Genomic DNA, 18515 nt, shown 5'->3' with positions numbered 1-18515 from the left:
TGCATCACTTGAGTTCTGCGGAGCTCAGCCCCAGCAGACGGCGGGCCACCACCAGCTGCTGGATCTGCTGGGTGCCCTCGAAGATGTCCAGGATCTTCGAGTCGCGGCCCCACTTCTCCAACAGGGTGCGCTCGGAATAGCCAGTGGTGCCGGCCATTTCGACAGCCTTGAGGGTCACATCGCTACCGACGCGACCAGCCTTGGCCTTGGCCATCGACGCTTCCATCGAGTTGGGGATGTTGTTGTCGGCCTGCCATGCGCTACGCAGGGTCAGCAGGTACGACGACTCCCAGTCGGCTTCCATGCGCAGGAACTCGGCCGCGGCCGCGTGCTGGGCGTGGGCAGGCCGGTCGTAGGAGATCTCGATGCCGGCGTCTTCAAGAATCTTGCGCAGTTCCTCGAGCGAGGCCCGCGAGACTCCGACGGCCATGGCCGCGACGATCGGACGGGTGTTGTCGAAGGTGCTCATCACACCGCCGAAACCCTTTTCGGTGTTGATCTCCGGATCGGACAGGATGTAGTCCTTGGGGATCCGTGCATTGTCGAAGCGGATGACCGCGGTGTCGGATGCCTTGATACCGAGCTTCTCTTCGAGACGCTCGATCGTCACGCCCGGGTGCTCACGCGGAACCAGGAAAGACTTGATCGCCGGACGGCCCTTGGTCTTGTCCAGGGTGGCCCACACCACGATGTGGGTGGCACGCGAACCGGCGGTGACGAAGATCTTCTCGCCGTTGATGACGTACTCGTCACCGTCGAGCTTGGCGGTGGTGGTTACCGCGGCGGAGTCCGAACCGAAGCCGGGCTCGGTGATGGCCATGGCGGCCCACACCTTGCCGAACTTGTCGGCGTCTTCCTTGGTCGTCACGCTCGACACTGCGGCGTTGCCGAGCCCCTGGAAGGGGATGGTCAGCAGCAGACCGCAGTCGCCCCAGCTCATCTCGAGGGCATTCAGCAGCGCGGACATGTTGGCGCCGTTGACGTTCTGCTTCTCGGTGTTCTCCTCGGCGCGGAAGGCCTCGGCACCGGCGAAGGCGAACGTGCCCGCGGCGGTGACGCCGGCGAACAGCGTCTCCAGGGTGTCCAGCTCGACGGGGTAGGTGTGCTCGGCCAGGTCGTACTTGCGGGAGATCGGCCGTACCAGCTCGGCAGCGCCCTGGTGCCCCTTCTCCTGAACCGCCTGCAACTTCTTGGGGAGTTCCAAATTGATTGCCATGGAAAGACTTTCGTTTAGTAGAGGTTCGGGGCTTAGAGGACTACGACGCCTTCGGCGACACCGATGGCACGCAGGTTGCGGTACCAGCGCTCCACCGGGTGCTCCTTGGTGAAGCCGTGGCCGCCGAGCAGCTGCACGCCGTCGAGGCCGATCTGCATGCCCTTGTCGGTGGCCAGCTTGCGGGCCAGGGCGGCCTCGCGGATGAACGGCAGGCCCTGCTCGGCGCGGGAAGCACCGCGCAGGGTCACCAGACGAAGGCCGTCGAGCTCAATGGCGATGTTGGCGCACATGAAGGCAACGGCCTGGCGGCGGGCGATGGGCTCGCCGAACGCCTCGCGCTGCTTGACGTAGGGGATCACGTAGTCGAGCACGGCCTGGCCGGTGCCGACCGCCAGGGATGCCCATCCGAGACGAGCCAGCGCGACGGCCTCGGAGTAGTCGGACTCTCCGGCTCCGTCCTCGCCCAGCAGGCCTGCGGCGGGAACCGCGACGTTGTTCAGGTTCAGCCGGCCCAGGGCCGCGCCGCGGATACCCATGCTCGGGTCTTCCTCGACGGTGATGCCCTCGGTGCCGGACTCGACGATGAACAGCGACGGGCGGCCGTTGTAGTTGGCGGCCACGATGAACAGCTCGGCCTGCGCCGCAGCGGGAACCAGCGACTTGACGCCGTTGAGGCGGAAACCGCTGGGGGTGCGGGTGGCGGTGGTCTTCAGGCTGAACGGATCGAACAGTGCCTGCGGCTCGGCGATCACGACAGAGGCCTGCGGCACGTTCTCGCCCGCGAACTCCTTGAGGTAGGTGGCCTGCTGGTCGGCGCTGCCCCAGTTGGTCAGTGCGGAAGCCACGCCCGACGGTGCCAGGATCGGCAGTGCCAGGCCCAGGTCACCGTATGAGAGAGCTTCGGCGACAAGGGAGTTGGTGACGGTCGAGCGCTGCGAGGCGATGCCGTCGAAATCCTCGGGGATGTTGATGGCGGTGACGCCCAGCTCGGCGACCTTGCTCAGCAGATCGGCGGGGTAGGTCTTGTTCTTGTCCGACTCGTAGGCGGCCGGGCGGATGACCTCGACGGCGAATTCCTTCACCGTGTCGGCGATCATCTTCTGCTCGTCCTCGGGAGTGAGGTCGAAGTAGTCGGCGTTCGCCTTGTCGAGGCGCTTGGGGGCGCCCTTGCTGCCGGTCACCTTCTTGAAGGTGCGGTTGGCAACGCCGAGGGTGGTGAACAAGCCCTTCGTGGTCTCGAAGATGCCCTTGTTGAAGGCTCCGCGCAGGTTGTACTTGTCCAGCAGCTCCGAACCCGCGATCGGGGTCAGTACCGCGATGAGGATGTCGATCGCGCCGCGCTTGTGCTTCTGGAGGCCGACGCCGGTCTCGTGTTTCGCCAGGCTCTTGCTCTTGGCGGCCTTCTTCTCGTCGCGCGGGGTCAACGTGTTGGTCATGTCACCAGCCGTTTCTGGGGTCAAAGTGGGGTTCTGCCGGAGTAACTGATCGTTACCTTACTCCGAAGTAAGAACCGTATCTTACTAAGCGGTAAGGTCCGCACAAAACGAGGTGCATGTCACACCGATGGACCCCGCGGCACGCGGGCTCTACCGCTCTCAAGCGGCGCTGGGAGTGCGAGAAGCTGGGCCCCCCTCAGGACAGGGCGCGCAGTACTTCCTCGTGCAGCAATGTGTTGCTTGCGACGGCACTACCGCCATGTGGGCCGGGCTCACCGGCCAGATTCGTGAAGGTGCCGCCGGCCTCACGGACCAGGATGTCCAGCGCGGCCAGGTCCCACAACGAGACCTCGGGTTCGGCCGCGATGTCGACCGCTCCCTCGGCGACCAGGCAGTACGAGAAGAAGTCGCCGTATCCCCGGACCCGCCACACCGCGTCGGTGAAGTCGATGAATCGATCGCGCGTACCGCGGTCGGCCCAGCCCGACAGGCTGGAGAACGACAGACTGGCAGACGCCAGCTGGTCGACCCCGGAAACATGGATCAGCTCGTCCTCGCCGGAGCCGACCCGGCGGTGGGCACCGAGCCCGGCGGCCGCCCACCACCGGCGGGACAGCGCCGGGGCACTGATCACTCCGACGACGGGGACGCCGTCTTCAAGCAACGCGATGAGTGTGGCCCAGATGGGGACGCCACGTGCGAAGTTCTTGGTGCCGTCGATGGGATCCACCACCCACTGCCGACCGCTGAAGGCGGCTTCTCCGCCGTATTCCTCGCCCAGCACCGAGTCCGCTGGACGTGCTCGATGCAGCAGAGAGCGCAGGACGGACTCCACCGAGGTGTCTGCGTCGGTTACCGGCGTCAGGTCGGGCTTGGTGTCCACCCGAAGATCGAGCGCACCGAACCGCGACGTGGTGATTTCATCGGCAGCATCGGCCAATTCGAGTGCCAGCCGACGATCTTCGCGCAAGGAGACGGTGGGCGTCATGCCTGCAGTCCTACCATGGACGTGTGTGGGAATTCGTGGTGCTACTGCTCATCGGCGGCTCGCTGGTTTTCGTCATCATGCAGATGCGACGCGGCAGGCAGGCGCAATCCGGTACGAACGCGGCGCAAGGGACCCTGTTGGTGACGGGTGTGAGCCCTCGTCCCGAGGGAGTGACGGGTGAGCAGCTGGTTACGATCACCGGTGCGCTCAATGGTCCGACGGTCGCCGAATACATCACCTATCGGCAGATCGTGCGTGACGTCAACGATTGGCCGCGCATCGGCGATCTGATTCCGGTGCTGTACTCACCGAAGAATCCCGAGCGTTGGGATGTGTTGTTAGCGCCGTCGCCGGGGGCCACCACTGCGCAGCAATACCCGAGTGGGCCGCCATCGATCGAAAACATCGATCCGGTACCCCCTCCACCGCCGCCTGCAACCCCGCCGCCACCTCCGGCAGCTTTTGGGGGTCCGTCGTCAGCGGAGGATCCGGCCAAGAAGCACGAACCGCCGCCGCGGTACTACGAACCTCCGCCGCTGTAGCTACGCGGTCTGCTGTAAGAAGTTCGCCAATGCGACGAGGCGATTCTCGGTCTCACGCTTGAACATTCGCTCCGCGATGGGCTCGATGATCGCCGGCCTGCAGGTGAAGGTCATGGTGTATGTCGCTAGCGACATGTCCTCGCGGTGCTCGGCGGCGAGGTCGGTGTCGTCACTGTCGATCGGTTCATGACGGAGCGAGGCGGCCCACTTGCTGAAGAAGGGCGGCGTGGATTCGAGCTTGATGGCCGCCAGATGCGGTGGTTTGAACGTGACGTATCGGGTGCGAAATGAGTAGCCGCCCAGGATCCAGCGCGCGGTACAGACAGCCACCTTGCCGACGTCGGCCTTGCCGCCCTCCACCGACGCGCGGCGTAGCAGGGTGTCCCATTCCAGTCGCCGGCCGTAATCGTGGAGCAGGTCGAACGTCCGCTCGCAGCTGGCGGGCATGACCTGTGACACCACGATATGGACGGTCACGGATGAGCCTCGTGGGCGAAGACCAATGTCATGGCTCGCCGTGTCGTCCGGTGGCGGCGAGCAGATCGGGCACGGTCTCGAGCTTTACCCGGGGGCGGCCCTGTGGCTCGCCGGTCGCGCGCTCATGCGAATCGATGGTCAGCCAATCAGACTGGGACACGATGTGTGGTTCGTGACCCAAAAGCCATTCCTCCAGGGCTGCGGTATCGGGTGCGGCGCCCAGGTCGGCGCTCGTCAGATCCGCGAGCAGCGTGTCGACCGTCTCCTGTGAGTCGCTCTTGTTGGTTCCGATGACGCCGACCGGGCCACGTTTGATCCAGCCGACCACATACTCGTTCTCGCGGCCCTCGATGCGTCCCGCGTTGTTGAGGATGACCCCACGCCGGGAATCGAAGGGCAATCCCGGCACCGGAACTCCGCGATACCCGATGGCACGCACCACCAGGTGGGTGGGCAGCGTCTCGCGTTCGCCCGTGTCGCGGGCCGCGACGTACCCGTCTTCATCTACTAATTCGTTGTGGCCCACAGTGATTGATTCGACCTCGGTATCGCCGTGCAGCTCGATGGGGGAGGTGCGAAACCGGAACACCACTCTGCGATGGCCTTCGGTGTGCGGTCGTTCCGAGAATTTGCGCAAGGTGTCGATGTTGGTGCGGGTGGGCTTGGGTGCGGCCGCCAACTCCTCGTCGGTGATGTCGGCCAGGTCGTCAGGGTCCACCACGACGTCGACACCGGGCAGATCTCCCATCTCGCGCAGCTCCAGCGGGGTGAAGGTGGCCTGCAGCGGTCCGCGCCGGCCGATGATCACAACTTCACGGATCGCGTTGTGGTCCAACGAATCCAGGGCGCGATCGGCGATGTCCGTGGTGTGCAGCGACTCCGGATCCATGCCCAGGATGCGTGCGACGTCCAGCGCCACGTTGCCATTGCCGACCACCACCGCGCGTGCGCCCGACAGGTCGACCGATACCTTCTGGTACGTGGGGTTGGCGTTGTACCAACCCACCACGTCGACGGCCGCGATGCAGCCCGGCAGTTGATCGCCCGGGATGCCCAGGGGCTTGTCGGACTGGGCTCCCACCGCGTAGATCACCGCGTCATAGCGCGACGCCAACTCCTCGGCGGTGATCTGTTCTCCCACTTCGATATTGCCGAAGAATCGGAAGCGCGGGTGCGTTGCCGTCTTCTCGAATACCGCGCTGACCGACTTGATCTTGGGGTGATCCGGCGCAACCCCAGACCGGACCAAACCCCAAGGGGTGGGCAGCATTTCGAGCATGTCAACATGCACGTCGAAGTCGGGGTGTTTGAGCAGCGATCCGGCGGCAAAGAAGCCCGAGGGCCCCGCACCGACGATGGCGACGTGAACGGCGCGCACCCTCGTCCATCCTTATCTGCCCGCCAGGGGGCAGCGGCTGTCGTCGGCTATGGGCTGGCCGACAGGGGGCTGGCCGCGGTCCTGTGCGGACGGGTTACCCCACCGATGCTAGCGACGGTTACGAGGGTGCGCGGGTAGACCTGCGGACTAGGCCCGCATTTCGTACACGCCGGACAGCGCCTCGACCCGGTTCCAAATAGCGTCGAAGCGTTCGGAATTGAATACCGGTTCTGAAATCACGTCCTTCGCCCACTGCCGTTGGGACGCGGTGGCCTCGCGCTTGCCGATCAGATCGACCGCGTACTGCGAGAAATCCCGGTTAAGGATCTCGAAGATCTGGTCGATGAGCTGCTCGTCGGCACCTCGCAGCTTGGCCTGCTCCAGGATCAGACCGCCGTAGACCACCAGGGTGAACAGCTCACCGATGCTGAGCTGCAGATCCAGTCCGGCGCTCTTGATGGCGTCCTTTTCCGCGGCCACCAAGGTGGCCAGCGCCTCGGCGCGCTCGGTGAAGGCTGCGACATTCGGGATGCCGGCGTTCTCCGCGAACGGCTTGCGCCAATCGTGGAACTGGACCTTACCCAGGCCGCTGGCCGGGCCCTGGTTGAACAGGAACTCGTCGTCGCGGGCTTCCAGCTGCACTCCGGGAACCGCGAGATCCTGGGAATGGTGCAGGTAGGCGGGCATGAACTTGAGGATCAGCGCCAGGTTGACAGCCACCGTGCCCTCGAGCTTGGGCAGGCCGGCCACGTCGATACGTGCCGCAGTGGTGTAGGTCTCGGCCTCGAATGCCTTGGCCGACATGACATCCCCCAGCAATGCCAGCACCTTCTCAGCCTCGGTGGTGGCCTTCATCTTGGTGACCGGGTTGAACAGCAGGTAGCGCCGATCCTCGGGGCTGGCGGTGCGGAAGTAATCCACGGCGCGCTCGCTGAACAGCTTCATGCCCATCAACCGGGCGTAGGCGTCGACGAACTCGCGGCGCACGTGGTCGAACTTGGTGACCGGGCTGCCGTACAGAATGCGGTTGTGTGCGTGGGTGACCGACTCGTACAGGGCGTGAGTCGACAGGCCGATGCCGCCGAAGCACAGGTTGAACTTGCCGATGTTGACGGTGTTGAGCGCGGCGCTGAAGGCGTCGGCGCCGACGTGCAGGATGTCGTCCTCGCTGACCGGGTACTCGTCGAGTTCGAACTCTGCGACGTACATCTGCGACGGCACGACGTTCTTGATCACCGTGTAGTTGGGGTGCTCGCTGTCGGCGAGGAAGAAGACGTACTGGTCCAGTCCGTCGCGGCCTTCGACCCGGCCGAACACCGACACGATGCGGGCGCAGTTGCCATTGCCGATGTAGTACTTGCGGCCCGACGCCTTGTATCCGCCACCTTCGACCGGAGTGAGCACCAGGTCGGTGGAGTAGATATCGGCGCCGTGGGCCTGCTCGGACAGGCCGAAGGCCGCGACGGCTCCACCGTCGAGCAGGTCGGCAGCGCGCTTGCGCGGGTCGGTGTTGGTGCTCTGCCACACCGGCCCGAGCCCGAGCACGGTCACCTGCCACGGGTACCAGTAGTTCAGGCCGTAGAAGCCGAGGATCTCCGACAGCTTGGCCACGCGGGCAGTGTCCCAGCGCTTGTCGGCGTTGCCGGCGCCGTCGGCGGCCGGGGTGAGGAAGGTTGCGAACAGCTTCTCGCTCGCCGCGAAGTCCAGGAAGTCCTGGTAGAAGACCTTGTCGACATAGTCCTTGAGCAGGCGCGTCTTGCCGCGATTCTCGAACCAGTCGACGGTGGCCTTCAGGAGTCGGCGTGTTTCACCGTCGAATTCGGCGAAGTCGTCCTGGGTGGGGTGAAGCAGCTCGGTCTTGGGGGCGATGTTCGTATCCTGACTCACGGTCAGGAACTTACCAGTGCGTCAGTTTGGATAGGGAGGGACGGGGATTTGAACAGCACGTGCACAACCGTCGGTGGGTCAGTTGGCGTCGCGTACCGTGCGCCGGTCGGTCTGGTCGCGTTGGTGGGTGCAGTGCCGGTGGCGCCGCCGTCCCAGGCGGGCCAATGCCATCAGCGCCAGGTCGTCGGCATCCATCGCGGGCCGGTGCGGCACGTAATCATCAAGTAGGGCTACCTCGACGCCCTGCTTGTCCAGGTCATCGCGGATGCCCGCCGTGAACATCGAATCGGCGCCGCGGGGTTGAGTGTGGTGCGAAATCCTTTGTGTTGCGAGCGATCTGACCATGATGACGCCGCCCTGGCCGCGATCGGCGATGCGGTGCCCAAATCGATGGGTGAGATAGAGCGTGCGCATGCGGTTCAGTACGGGCTCGCCGAAGCGGCTGCTGCCGCTGTCTTCGTCGGTGATGCACACCAGCAGGCCGACGTCGATGTCGTCGGTCGCCGCGGCGAGCTCGCCGGTGAAGACATCGGGCGATGTGGTTCGCACGCTCACGCCCGAGGTCACGGCCAGTGTGTAGGCGTCGGCCCGTCCACCGTGCGCCGCGAGCACCACGTTGATGCCGTTCGCGGCGATGTGGCGCGCGAATGCGGTCGCCGTTTGGGTCTCTCCGGCCGCGATAACGGCCCATGGCCCGTACCGTGATCTTGGTAGCGCGGCCAGCTGCCGCCCGAAGGAGTGCATGTCGTTCGCGTCTCCCGGGTAGCTAAGTAGTTGAGTATTGTATTTCTTGTTGAAATTCGATATATCAAATTCGACGGAATGATAACAGTCGAATAGTCGGATCGGGGTGGAAATGACGAAGTCCGCACCCGCGGTCGTGCGCGCAACCCAGGTTCTCGATTACCTGGCAGCGCGGCCCGTTCAGCCGCTGTCGATGACCGAGATCGCCGAGGCCATAGGCGTCAACCCGGCATCGACGCTCGCGATACTTCAGGCGCTGACGGAGGCCGGATACATCGTTCGTCATCCTCGCCACAAGACGTATTCGATCGGTCCCTCCCTATTGATCACCGGTCATGCCGCCCGGATGCGATTTGAGATCGCCGACGTCGTGGACGCCGAGGTGAAACAACTCGCCACCGCTTTCGGCACGGCATGTACGGGGTCGATGATCGCGGGGGAGGACGTCGCGGTCATCGCGTCGTACGGTCGCTCACCCAGCGGTGGCAGCTACCAGGTGGGGCAACGCATTCGGCTCAGCGCGCCGGCGGGTCTGGTGTTCATGGCGTGGGCGCCCGATGCGGACGTGCGGCAATGGCTGCTTCGCGCTACTCCGGTGATTACCGATGAACTCTGGGACGGGATGCAGACCATGCTGGCCGGCATTCGCACGCAAGGGTATTTCGCGTCCGTGCACAGTGATCGTGTCGACAAGTTCTACATGCAGTTCGGCGAGGCAGCCAGCCAAGGCAGCGTCGGCGAGAAGCGCGACATCATTCAGTCGATGCTCGCCGCTCTGTTGGCCCGCATGGGCGAGCCGATCGACTTCAGTGAGCCACGCCGGATCGGGTTCCTGGGGGCTCCTGTGTTCAACGCCGAGGGAGAGGTTGCCGTGATGCTCAGCGTGCTGGGAACACCTGACAGCCTCACCGAAACTGAGGTCACCGACGCGGGCAATCGTCTGCGCTACAGCGCCGATCACATCACGTCGATCACCCACGGCAGGCAGGGCGCCAGCACCTAGACATCGGGTCGGAATGCTGCGCTCCGTCAGCCCGGTAGCCTGAACAGTTGTGGATCTGGACTGCCAAGCCGACATCGCTGACCTCGACACGACCCTCACCACGGTGGAGCGGGTGCTCGACGTCGACGGTCTGCGTGCCCGGATCAAGACACTCGAAGAAGCCGCCGCCGACCCCAACCTGTGGGATGACCAGGCGCGCGCCCAGCAGGTGACCAGCCAGCTCTCGCACGCACAAGGTGAGCTGCGGCGTGTGGAAGCACTGCGGCAGCGTCTCGACGACCTGCCGGTGCTCTACGAGCTCGCTGAGGAAGGCGATGACCCCTCGGTGGTGGCAGAGGCCGATGCCGACCGCGCCAAGCTGCGCGAGGACATCGAGGCCATGGAGGTCCGGACGCTGCTGTCGGGCGAGTACGACGAACGCGAAGCGGTGGTCACCATCCGGTCCGGTGCTGGCGGTGTGGACGCCGCGGACTGGGCCGAGATGCTCATGCGCATGTACATCCGCTGGGCCGAGGCGCACAAATATCCCGTCGAGGTTTTCGACACCTCCTACGCCGAAGAGGCGGGTATCAAGAGCGCGACCTTCGCAGTGCACGCACCCTTCGCCTACGGCACGCTGTCGGTCGAGCAGGGCACGCACCGGTTGGTGCGAATCAGCCCGTTCGACAATCAGAGCCGGCGGCAGACTTCGTTCGCTGATGTCGAGGTGCTGCCGGTGGTGGAGACGACCGATCACATCGACATTCCCGAAGGCGATCTGCGCGTCGACGTGTACCGATCGAGCGGCCCGGGTGGTCAGTCGGTGAACACCACCGACTCGGCGGTGCGTTTGACTCACATCCCGACGGGGATCGTCGTCACCTGCCAGAACGAGAAGTCGCAGCTGCAGAACAAGGTCGCGGCGATGCGCGTGCTGCAGGCCAGGCTGCTGGAGCGTAAGCGGCAGGAGGAGCGCGCCGAGATGGATGCGCTCAAGGGTGATGGCGGCAGTTCATGGGGCACCCAGATGCGCTCCTACGTGCTGCAGCCGTATCAGATGGTCAAGGACCTCCGTACCGAGTACGAGGTAGGTAATCCCGCGGCGGTACTGGACGGGGACATCGACGGATTCATCGAGGCGGGAATTCGGTGGCGCAATAGGCGCGATGACTAGCGCCACCGAGTTCAACGCGGCGAGCCTTCGCCTCCACGAGCGCTGGAACACCCTGTGGTCCAGCGAGGTTGGTCGCTGGCTACTCGACAGCGGTCTGCAGATCGTCATCGCCGTCCTGGGTGCGATGATCCTCGTGCGCTTCATCAACTGGGGCGCGCACAAGATCACCCGCCGGCTGGACCGTTCGTTTACGCAGAGCGATGCGCTGGTGCGCTCCGAGGCCAGTAAGCATCGCCAGGCACTCGCCTCCGTCGTCTCCTGGATCGTCGTGGTGCTGGTCGTTGTCGTCACCACCGTGCATGTCGTTGGGGTGCTGGGTATTTCGATAGGCGGGCTCGCAGGTCCCGCCGCGGTGCTCGGTGGCGCGCTCGGTTTCGGCGCCCAGCGCGTCGTCCAGGACCTGTTGAGTGGTTTCTTTCTGATCACCGAAAAGCAGTACGGCTTCGGTGATCTGGTGGAGCTCTACGTGCAGGGGCAGACCACCGAGTCCCGGGGGACCGTCGAGGAGGTCACCCTGCGGGTGACCAAGTTGCGTTCCAGTGAGGGCGAGGTCATCACCATTCCGAATGGGTTGATCGTCAAGGCGGTCAACTTGTCGAAGGACTGGGCCCGCGCGGTCGTCGATATCCCGGTGCCCACGAGTGTGGACCTGGCCCGGGTTAACGATGTGTTGTACGACGTCTGCCAGCAGGCGCTGGTGGACCGTGATCTGTCGCAGCTGCTGCTCGACGCCCCGTCGCTGATGGGTGTCGAGAGCATCGAGGTGGACCGGGTCAACGTGCGCATGGTGGCGCGGTCGCTGCCCGGTAAGCAGTTCGAGGTGGGCCGGCGGCTGCGCGCCAAGGTCATCGCGGCGCTGGCCAAGGCCGGCGTGGCGTTGGTGGGGGACAGCCGCCCGGTGGTGCGCACCATGTCGTCCTCGAGCTCCGGAGAGCTCAAACGCGAGACCAAGCGCGAGGAGGATCGCGACGAGGGCGTTGACACCAAACCCCAACCGATCGTGAAGGACGAGGATCTCAAATGAGTGAACCTCGCCAGGAACCGTTCTGGGAGAAGCTTCTGTCCTCGGCGGCCAAGATCCGGGCAAAGGTCAGGATCCGCACCTCGACCGCCATGCTCATTCTTGCGTTCGTCGCGGCGAGCTGGCTCTACGAGATCAACAAGCCGGAGCCGGCGCCTCCGCAGCCGCCGCCGGGATACACCTGGGTGCCCAAGCCCAGCGTCACGACGACCACGCCGCGACCGGTACCCAGCACCACGAGGCGGCCGACGACCACTACGGCGCCCACCACGACCACGACGACGGAGCCCACGAACACCATCGTCACGACATTTCCGACGCTGACACCCAGCGGAACGCCGCCGACACCCCCGACGACAACCCCACCTCCGGCGCCCGGATGGTTGCCCCCCTGGCTGGTCCCGCCGCAGCTTCCGCCGCCGCCCGGTGCACCTCCCGCGACGCCTCCAAGCCCCGCGCCGTAGTGCGCCCTCACGGTCATCACGGGTTTCCCGGCTAGACTGGCGTGCCGTGATCAGCCTCGACAAGGTAACCAAGCTCTACAAATCGTCGGCTCGGCCCGCGTTGGACAACGTGAGCCTCGAGATCGACAAGGGTGAGTTTGTGTTCCTCATCGGACCTTCGGGTTCGGGCAAGTCGACATTCATGCGCCTGCTCCTGGCTGAGGAGCTGCCCACCAAGGGCGAAATCCAGGTTTCCAAGTTCCACGTCAACAAGCTGCGCGGTCGCGAAATCCCGCACCTTCGGCAGACGATTGGCTGTGTTTTCCAGGACTTCCGGCTGCTCCAGCAGAAGACGGTGTATGAGAACGTGGCCTTCGCGCTTGAGGTGATCGGCAAGCAGACCGACATCATCAACCGCATCGTGCCCGAGGTGCTCGAGATGGTGAACCTGACCGGTAAGGCCAGCCGGCTGCCCTCGGAGTTGTCCGGTGGCGAGCAGCAGCGCGTCGGTATCGCGCGTGCGTTCGTCAACCGTCCGCTGGTGCTGCTGGCCGACGAGCCGACCGGAAACCTGGACCCCGAGACCAGTGAGGACATCATGGCGCTGTTGGAGCGGATCAACCGCACCGGCACCACCGTGTTGATGGCGACACATGACCATCACATCGTCGACTCGATGCGCCAGCGCGTCATCGAGTTGGAGCTCGGCAAGCTGATCCGCGACGAGCAGCGCGGTGTCTACGGGGTAGATAGGTAAGTGGAATAGAACATGCGTTTTGGATTCCTGTTCAACGAGGTCCTCACCGGCCTGCGTCGCAATGTGACCATGACGGTGGCGATGATCATCACCACCGCGATCGCGATCGGATTGTTCGGTGGTGGTCTGCTGGTGATATCGCTGGCCAAGAACTCTAAGGCCATCTACCTGGACCGCGTGGAGACGCAGATCTTCCTCACCGAGGACCTGTCGGCCAGCGACACCGACTGCAGCAGCGATATCTGCAAGGGTCTGCGCGACGAGATCGAGAAGCGTTCCGATATCAAGTCGGTGCGCTTCGTGAATCGCGAGGACGCGTACGCGGACGCGGAGAAGCGGCTGCCGCAGTTCCGGGACCTGATGAAGGACGTGAGCAAGGATGCGTTCCCGGCCTCGTTCATCGTCAAGCTCAAGAACCCGGAGACGCACGCAGATTTCGACGAGTCATTCGTCGGCAAGCCCGGTGTGAAGGGTGTGCTCAACCAGAAAGATCTGATCGACCGCTTGTTCGCGGTGCTGAACAGCCTGCGTGACGCGGCGTTCATGATCGCGTTGGTCCAGGCTGTCGGTGCGGTTCTGTTGATCGCCAACATGGTTCAGGTCGCCGCATACACCCGGCGCACCGAGGTGGGCATCATGCGTCTGGTGGGTGCCACCCGTTGGTACACGCAACTGCCGTTCCTGCTGGAGGCGGTGATCGCGGCGCTTGCCGGTGTCGCGCTGGCGGTGATCGGTCTGATCGTGGCGCGGGTGACCATCCTCAACGGCGCGTTGGAGCAGTTCATTCAGGCCAACTTGATTGCCCCGATCACCTATGGAGATGTGTTCCTTGCGTCGATTCAGATGGCGGCGCTGGGCATTCTGCTGGCCGGAGTGACCGCCTATGTGACCTTGCGTCTGTACGTGCGTAGATAGGTCCTGGCGATGAGTAAGAAACCGACCGACGGGCGCCAGATCATCGCGTCCAATCGCAAGGCGCGGCACAACTATTCGATCCTCGACGTCTACGAGGCCGGGGTACAGCTGGTGGGCACCGAGGTCAAGACCCTTCGCGAGGGCAAGGCCTCTCTGGTAGACGCCTTCGCCACCATCGATGACGGTGAGGTCTGGCTGCGCGCGTTGCATATCCCGCAGTACGACCACGGAACCTGGACCAACCACGCACCGCTGCGGAACCGGAAGTTGTTGCTGCACAGAGCGCAGATTGATCAGCTGGTCGGCAAGGTTCGCGATGGCAACCTGACGCTGGTGCCGTTGTCGCTGTACTTCCTGGACGGCAAGGTCAAGGTGGAGCTGGCGTTGGCGCGCGGTAAGCAGGCGCACGACAAGCGTCAGGATCTGGCCAAGCGGGACGCGACCCGCGAGATCACCCGCGAATTGGGGCGGCGCGCCAAAGGCATGTAACCCGAACGGGTTACGCGGCCACCGCCAAGGCCTTCTCGTGTCTGCGCTGGCGCTCGACGGTTACCAGGTAAAAGGCCCATGCGAACGCGAAACTCGTGAAGAGGCTCGATACGAAGTAAAGCCATGGGCGCCGGATGCCGCGGCGGTACCCGTCGATGATCGTCATCAGCGGTAGCAGAATGACATTGCCGATCGTGTAGTCCTGGCTGGCCGAGCCCGCCGCGGGATTGACGAACATCAGCTTGATGTAGTCGATCCACCCGGTGATGGGGTTGGACACGTGGTACTCGGCGACGTACCGGATGTTGAAGTACCAGCCCAGTGCGATCGAGGCAATGCCGACGGCGTAGTACACGATTTCGAGCAGCGATAACGCGGGACCCGTTGCGGTTCGGGCGAATATCGGTCGATTCGACGCGACGATGAGCGCGATGACGGCGATTCCGAGGATCGCGTGCACGATGAGCGACACCATGTCCGGAGCCTGACAGCGCTCTGAAGTTTTGTCAATAGTGACATAACTTGCCTTGATTGATCCTTGCGGTACCTTTCGAGCATGGTCAGACCGGCCCAGACCGTCCGCAGTGAGCGGACCCGTGCCGCCCTTCGGCAGGCGGCGATCGTGCGCTTTCTGGGTCAGGGCGTGGAGGACACCTCGGTCGAGCAGATCGCCGCGGATGCCGGAGTCTCTTTACGTACCTTCTATCGTCACTTCGAGTCCAAGCATGACCTGCTCTTCCCGGACTACGACCTCGGTTTGGAATGGTTTCGCAGCGCGCTGGACGCCAGGATTCCCGGCGAGCCCATCCTGGAATCGGTGGAGTCGGCGATCTTCAGTGCGCCCTATGACGTCGACGCGGTGGTCAAGATCGCGACGCTGCGTAACCAGGAGCTGGACCGCGCGCGCATCGTGCGGCATATCCGGCAGGTTGAGGCCGAGTTCGCTGAGGCGATCGAGGAGCATCTCGTTCGCGATGGTGACGGCGACACCAATCCTGATGTGCGCCTGCGTAATACCGTGACGGCGCGCAGCATTGCGGCGGCAGTCTTCGGCGCCATGGACGCGTGGATGCTGGGCGAGAATCGCTCGCCCGAGGAGCTTGCGCGGCTCAGTCGTACCGCGCTGGACTTCCTGAAGGTGGGAATCGGCGACGCTTCCTGAAACTAAGTTTTGTCACTATTGACAAAACTTCGGCGCCATGTCAGCGTGAGGCATGGCGGACTTCGAGGCGATCGTGATCGGCGCGGGGCACAACGGACTCACCGCAGCGGCGAAGCTGCAACAGTCGGGACTGCACACCCTGTGCCTCGACGCGAAGTTGTACGCCGGCGGTATGGCTTCGACGGTGGAGCTGTTCGATGGCTACCGATTCGAGATCGCCGGGTCCGTCCAGTTTCCGACATCTGCCGTCTTGAGTCGCGATCTTGGGCTGGACACGTTGCCGACCGTCGACCTCGATGTTGTGTCCGTGGCGCTCAGGGGGATTGGCGACGAGCCGCTTGTCTACTACAGCGATCCGATGAAGCTGTTGACCCATCTCAACGAGGTACACGGAGCCGAGGCGGTCAACGGCATGGCGGGGATCATGGCGTGGAGCCAGGCGCCCACGAGGGCGTTGGGGCGATTTGAGGTGGGGCAGCCGCCGAAAACATTCGATGAGATGTACGCCTGTGCGACAAACGAATTCGAGAGGGCGAGTATCAACGACATGCTTTTCGGATCGGTCACCGATGTGCTGGACCGCTACTTTCCTGATAAAGAAAAACATGGCGTGCTGCGCGGAATGCTGGCGTTTCTGGCGCTCAACATGACCTACCGCGGTCCGGAAACCCCCGGTAGCGCTGCCGCGTTGGCCTTCGGGTTGGCGATGCCGGATGCGACCGCCTTGCAGATGAAGAAGCTCCGAGGCGGTATCGGTGCGCTCACGTCGCATCTGCATGAGCTCTTGATTCGGCATGGCGGTGAAGTGCGGCTGCGCAGCAAGGTGACTCAAATCCTGACATCCGACGGCCGGGTGAGCGGCGTCGGTTTGGAAGATGGCTCGACAATCACCGCACCCGTCGTTATTTCTTGCGTCGCACCGGATATCACCATGGTCGAGATGTTGGACTCCTCGGTTGTTCCACCCGATCAGCGGGACCGATTCGCGCGGGTCGATCACCGCGGCAGCTACCTGCAGATGCACTTCGCTCTCGACGCGCTGCCGGAGTTCGCGGCGCCTTACCAGGACCTGAACGATCCGGAGATACAATCGACGGTCGGGATGTACAGCACGCCCGAGGAGTTGCAGGCGCAGTGGGAAGACTGTCGCCGGGGTGTGGTGCCCGCCGATCCCGCGGTGGTGTTCCAGATTCCGTCCCTGCATGACCCGCAGCTGGCGCCCGAGGGCAAGCACGCGGCTTCGGCGTTCGCATTGTGGTTCCCCGTGGAGACGGGGCACGCCCGATACGGCGAGATGAAGGTGGAGATGGGGGAGCGAGTGATGGACAAGATCTCCCGGCTGGCACCCAATTTCAAGGACACGGTGTTGCGGCACACCACCTTCACACCCCGCCACATGGGCACCATGTTCGGGGCGCCGGGCGGCGACTACTGCTTCGGGTTGGTTCACGCGGACCAGATCGGCGTCAACAGACCAGGGCCACGCGGATACCGGGGCGATCCCTTACCTGTCGAAGGCCTGTATCTCGGGAGCGCGGGATGTCATGGAGGACCGGCGATTTCCTTCATCCCCGGCTACAACGCCGCGCTGGAAGTGTTGGCAGACGCGCGCTAGAGCGCTCCTGCGCCGACCCGCCGCGCCGCCCTTCGCGTCGAGACCCCCTTCGCGCCGAGACCCCTTCGCGCCGAGACCGAGGTTGTGGCGGATTCGTCTCGCATCTTTTCGCCATAACCTCGGTCTCGGCGACGACGGCTAGAACGCTCGGCTGCCCGCCGGGGACAGCACGAATCCGTGCGGGCCATCACCGGTGAAATTGTTGGGCAGTAGGCAGATCGTCTCGCGCTGCTCGCTCACTCCGCAGGTGATCACTTTGTCGGTGCCCTTGAGCCCGTAGGTGATCTTCTGGCCGGAGGTCAGCGGACGATAGGCGCTGGGGTCCACGGGGGCCGGTCCGGCGGGGGATGCGTCGGGACGCGCGACGATCTCCTGCTGACCCAGGTCGGGCATGTGGGTCAGGCTCGCGGTCGGGGTATTGAGCGACACCGCGGCGACGTTCTCGTCACCCGCGACGCCGGGGAGCTTGCCCCAGCAGGTGCCGTCGACTCCGGTAGCGCGGGAGTTCGAGGTGATGCGGCAGCGCAGGCCATCGGGGGTGAGGAACTGCACACCCGTGGTGGCGTACGCCGAGTACGTCTCAAAGGCAGTGGGCTCGACCGCCGTGTAGCCGTCAAGGCTGGGTATTGACGGCTCGGCGGACGCCTGAGCAGCGAATACGGTCGCGCCGGCCGCAACGGCGGCATAGGTACTCAGCAGCATGCGCATGGCGGTGACTCCCCAGGTTTGGCGATTTCCCGCACGTTACCGTGGCGTGGACGGGTAATTCGGTGGCTTCGTGGATCTGCGGCGGTACGATGGAGTGTCCCACCGAAGGTCGGTGGGGTGACGGGGCTGAAAGGTTTCGACAGCGAGTCTCGACTTAAGGGAAGCGTGCCGGTGCAGGCAAGAGACCACCGTAAGCGTCATTGCAACCAATTAAGCGCCGATTCTCATCAGCGCGACTACGCACTCGCTGCCTAAGCGACTGCGTGTCTGTCAGACCGGGAGCGCCCTCGGCCCGGACCCTGGCATCAGCTAGAGGGACAAACCTACGGGTTCGGTCGCGGGACCCGTAGGGACATCAAACAGCGACTGGGATCGTCATCTCGGCTTGTTCGCGGGACCGAGAGATCCAAGTAGAGGCATAGCGAACTGCGCACGGAGAAGCCTTAATGAACGGCCGTTGGACCCGGGTTCAATTCCCGGCAGCTCCACCGATAGAACACAGATAACTTCATATTCGAGACCTCCTTGCCGACGAGCAAAAGTGTCATACCCCTGCGGTACGACTGGATGCACAGGCGGTA

At 64.1% G+C, this 18515-nt stretch carries 19 protein-coding genes and 1 other RNA gene; 11 read left to right on the top strand and 9 right to left on the bottom strand.

Features of this window, described 5'->3' with window-relative positions; translation table 11 throughout:
• Positions 1–4 precede the first annotated feature (4 nt).
• The 3 genes from AOT83_RS20875 to hisN form a co-directional block, all read right to left on the bottom strand.
• Positions 5–1216 (bottom strand): acyl-CoA dehydrogenase family protein, encoded by a 1212-nt coding sequence (locus AOT83_RS20875; RefSeq protein WP_030096980.1) that lies wholly within the window; start codon positions 1214–1216, stop codon positions 5–7.
• A 32-nt stretch (positions 1217–1248) separates the two neighbouring features.
• Positions 1249–2652, bottom strand: a complete 1404-nt coding sequence (locus AOT83_RS20870) for an acyl-CoA dehydrogenase family protein (RefSeq protein WP_057964393.1) — start codon at positions 2650–2652, stop codon at positions 1249–1251.
• A 196-nt stretch (positions 2653–2848) separates the two neighbouring features.
• Positions 2849–3640, bottom strand: a complete 792-nt coding sequence (hisN, locus tag AOT83_RS20865) for a histidinol-phosphatase (protein WP_030096982.1) — start codon at positions 3638–3640, stop codon at positions 2849–2851.
• Between the two features lie 23 nt (positions 3641–3663).
• Between hisN and AOT83_RS20860 the strand changes: the two genes are divergently transcribed.
• Positions 3664–4182: a hypothetical protein gene (locus AOT83_RS20860; protein WP_044105224.1), complete on the top strand. Its 519-nt coding sequence runs from the start codon at positions 3664–3666 to the stop codon at positions 4180–4182.
• Here AOT83_RS20860 and AOT83_RS20855 read toward each other — a convergent pair whose 3' ends face one another.
• The 4 genes from AOT83_RS20855 to AOT83_RS20840 all read right to left on the bottom strand — a co-directional run bounded on the left by AOT83_RS20855 (position 4183) and on the right by AOT83_RS20840 (position 8668).
• Entirely contained in the window at positions 4183–4659 is a 477-nt protein-coding gene (locus AOT83_RS20855) for an SRPBCC family protein (RefSeq protein ID WP_030096984.1), read from the bottom strand.
• A 28-nt stretch (positions 4660–4687) separates the two neighbouring features.
• A complete protein-coding gene (locus AOT83_RS20850) occupies positions 4688–6037 on the bottom strand; it encodes an FAD-dependent oxidoreductase (protein ID WP_057964392.1) in 1350 nt (449 codons plus the stop codon).
• A 147-nt stretch (positions 6038–6184) separates the two neighbouring features.
• Positions 6185–7924, bottom strand: coding sequence for an acyl-CoA dehydrogenase (locus tag AOT83_RS20845; RefSeq protein WP_030096986.1), 1740 nt, complete (start codon positions 7922–7924; stop codon positions 6185–6187).
• 78 nt (positions 7925–8002) lie between these two features.
• On the bottom strand, positions 8003–8668 hold the full coding sequence (locus AOT83_RS20840; protein WP_030096987.1) for a short-chain dehydrogenase: 666 nt from the start codon (positions 8666–8668) through the stop codon (positions 8003–8005).
• Between the two features lie 112 nt (positions 8669–8780).
• Here AOT83_RS20840 and AOT83_RS20835 point away from each other — a divergent pair, with 112 nt between their 5' ends.
• Genes AOT83_RS20835 through smpB form a run of 7 tightly spaced genes read left to right on the top strand, consistent with a single transcriptional unit; the run spans position 8781 to position 14449 of the window.
• Positions 8781–9671: a helix-turn-helix domain-containing protein gene (locus AOT83_RS20835; protein ID WP_030096988.1), complete on the top strand. Its 891-nt coding sequence runs from the start codon at positions 8781–8783 to the stop codon at positions 9669–9671.
• 49 nt (positions 9672–9720) lie between these two features.
• Positions 9721–10824 (top strand): peptide chain release factor 2, encoded by a 1104-nt coding sequence (prfB, locus tag AOT83_RS20830; protein ID WP_030096989.1) that lies wholly within the window; start codon positions 9721–9723, stop codon positions 10822–10824.
• Positions 10817–11848 carry a mechanosensitive ion channel family protein gene (locus AOT83_RS20825; protein ID WP_057964391.1) on the top strand — a complete coding sequence of 344 codons (1032 nt, stop codon included), beginning with the start codon at positions 10817–10819 and terminating at the stop codon, positions 11846–11848. Before prfB ends, AOT83_RS20825 begins: the two co-directional genes overlap by 8 nt.
• On the top strand, positions 11845–12309 hold the full coding sequence (locus tag AOT83_RS28240; RefSeq protein ID WP_109365434.1) for a hypothetical protein: 465 nt from the start codon (positions 11845–11847) through the stop codon (positions 12307–12309). The genes AOT83_RS20825 and AOT83_RS28240 overlap by 4 nt, the downstream gene beginning before the upstream one ends.
• 46 nt (positions 12310–12355) lie before the next feature.
• Positions 12356–13045 carry a cell division ATP-binding protein FtsE gene (gene ftsE / locus AOT83_RS20815; RefSeq protein ID WP_030096992.1) on the top strand — a complete coding sequence of 230 codons (690 nt, stop codon included), beginning with the start codon at positions 12356–12358 and terminating at the stop codon, positions 13043–13045.
• Positions 13046–13057: 12 nt separating this feature from the next.
• On the top strand, positions 13058–13960 hold the full coding sequence (gene ftsX / locus AOT83_RS20810; RefSeq protein WP_030096993.1) for a permease-like cell division protein FtsX: 903 nt from the start codon (positions 13058–13060) through the stop codon (positions 13958–13960).
• A gap of 9 nt (positions 13961–13969) precedes the next feature.
• Complete coding sequence (gene smpB, locus AOT83_RS20805; protein ID WP_030096994.1) at positions 13970–14449, top strand: SsrA-binding protein SmpB; 480 nt, start codon at positions 13970–13972, stop codon at positions 14447–14449.
• Positions 14450–14459: 10 nt separating this feature from the next.
• On the opposite strand, the gene AOT83_RS20800 is transcribed toward smpB, so the two are convergent.
• Positions 14460–14924: a DUF2834 domain-containing protein gene (locus tag AOT83_RS20800; RefSeq protein WP_057964390.1), complete on the bottom strand. Its 465-nt coding sequence runs from the start codon at positions 14922–14924 to the stop codon at positions 14460–14462.
• Between the two features lie 81 nt (positions 14925–15005).
• Here AOT83_RS20800 and AOT83_RS20795 point away from each other — a divergent pair, with 81 nt between their 5' ends.
• Both AOT83_RS20795 and AOT83_RS20790 read left to right on the top strand, forming a co-directional pair.
• The gene (locus tag AOT83_RS20795; protein WP_057964389.1) at positions 15006–15611 is read left to right on the top strand and encodes a TetR/AcrR family transcriptional regulator; all 606 of its coding nucleotides are present in this window, start codon (positions 15006–15008) and stop codon (positions 15609–15611) included.
• 52 nt (positions 15612–15663) lie between these two features.
• Positions 15664–17226, top strand: a complete 1563-nt coding sequence (locus tag AOT83_RS20790) for an NAD(P)/FAD-dependent oxidoreductase (protein ID WP_057964388.1) — start codon at positions 15664–15666, stop codon at positions 17224–17226.
• Between the two features lie 138 nt (positions 17227–17364).
• Here the strand turns inward: AOT83_RS20790 and AOT83_RS20785 are convergent, their stop codons facing one another.
• Positions 17365–17934 carry a hypothetical protein gene (locus AOT83_RS20785; RefSeq protein WP_030096998.1) on the bottom strand — a complete coding sequence of 190 codons (570 nt, stop codon included), beginning with the start codon at positions 17932–17934 and terminating at the stop codon, positions 17365–17367.
• 122 nt (positions 17935–18056) lie between these two features.
• Between AOT83_RS20785 and ssrA the strand changes: the two genes are divergently transcribed.
• Positions 18057–18425: a transfer-messenger RNA gene (ssrA, locus tag AOT83_RS27025) on the top strand.
• The last annotated feature ends 90 nt before the right edge of the window (positions 18426–18515 follow it).

Origin of the sequence: Mycobacteroides sp. H001, assembly GCF_001440005.1 — a bacterium.
In the GTDB taxonomy this organism is placed as follows: domain Bacteria; phylum Actinomycetota; class Actinomycetes; order Mycobacteriales; family Mycobacteriaceae; genus Mycobacterium; species Mycobacterium gwanakae.
Note: the sequence above shows the minus strand (reverse complement) of the source record. Positions and strands in the feature narration are given on the sequence as shown.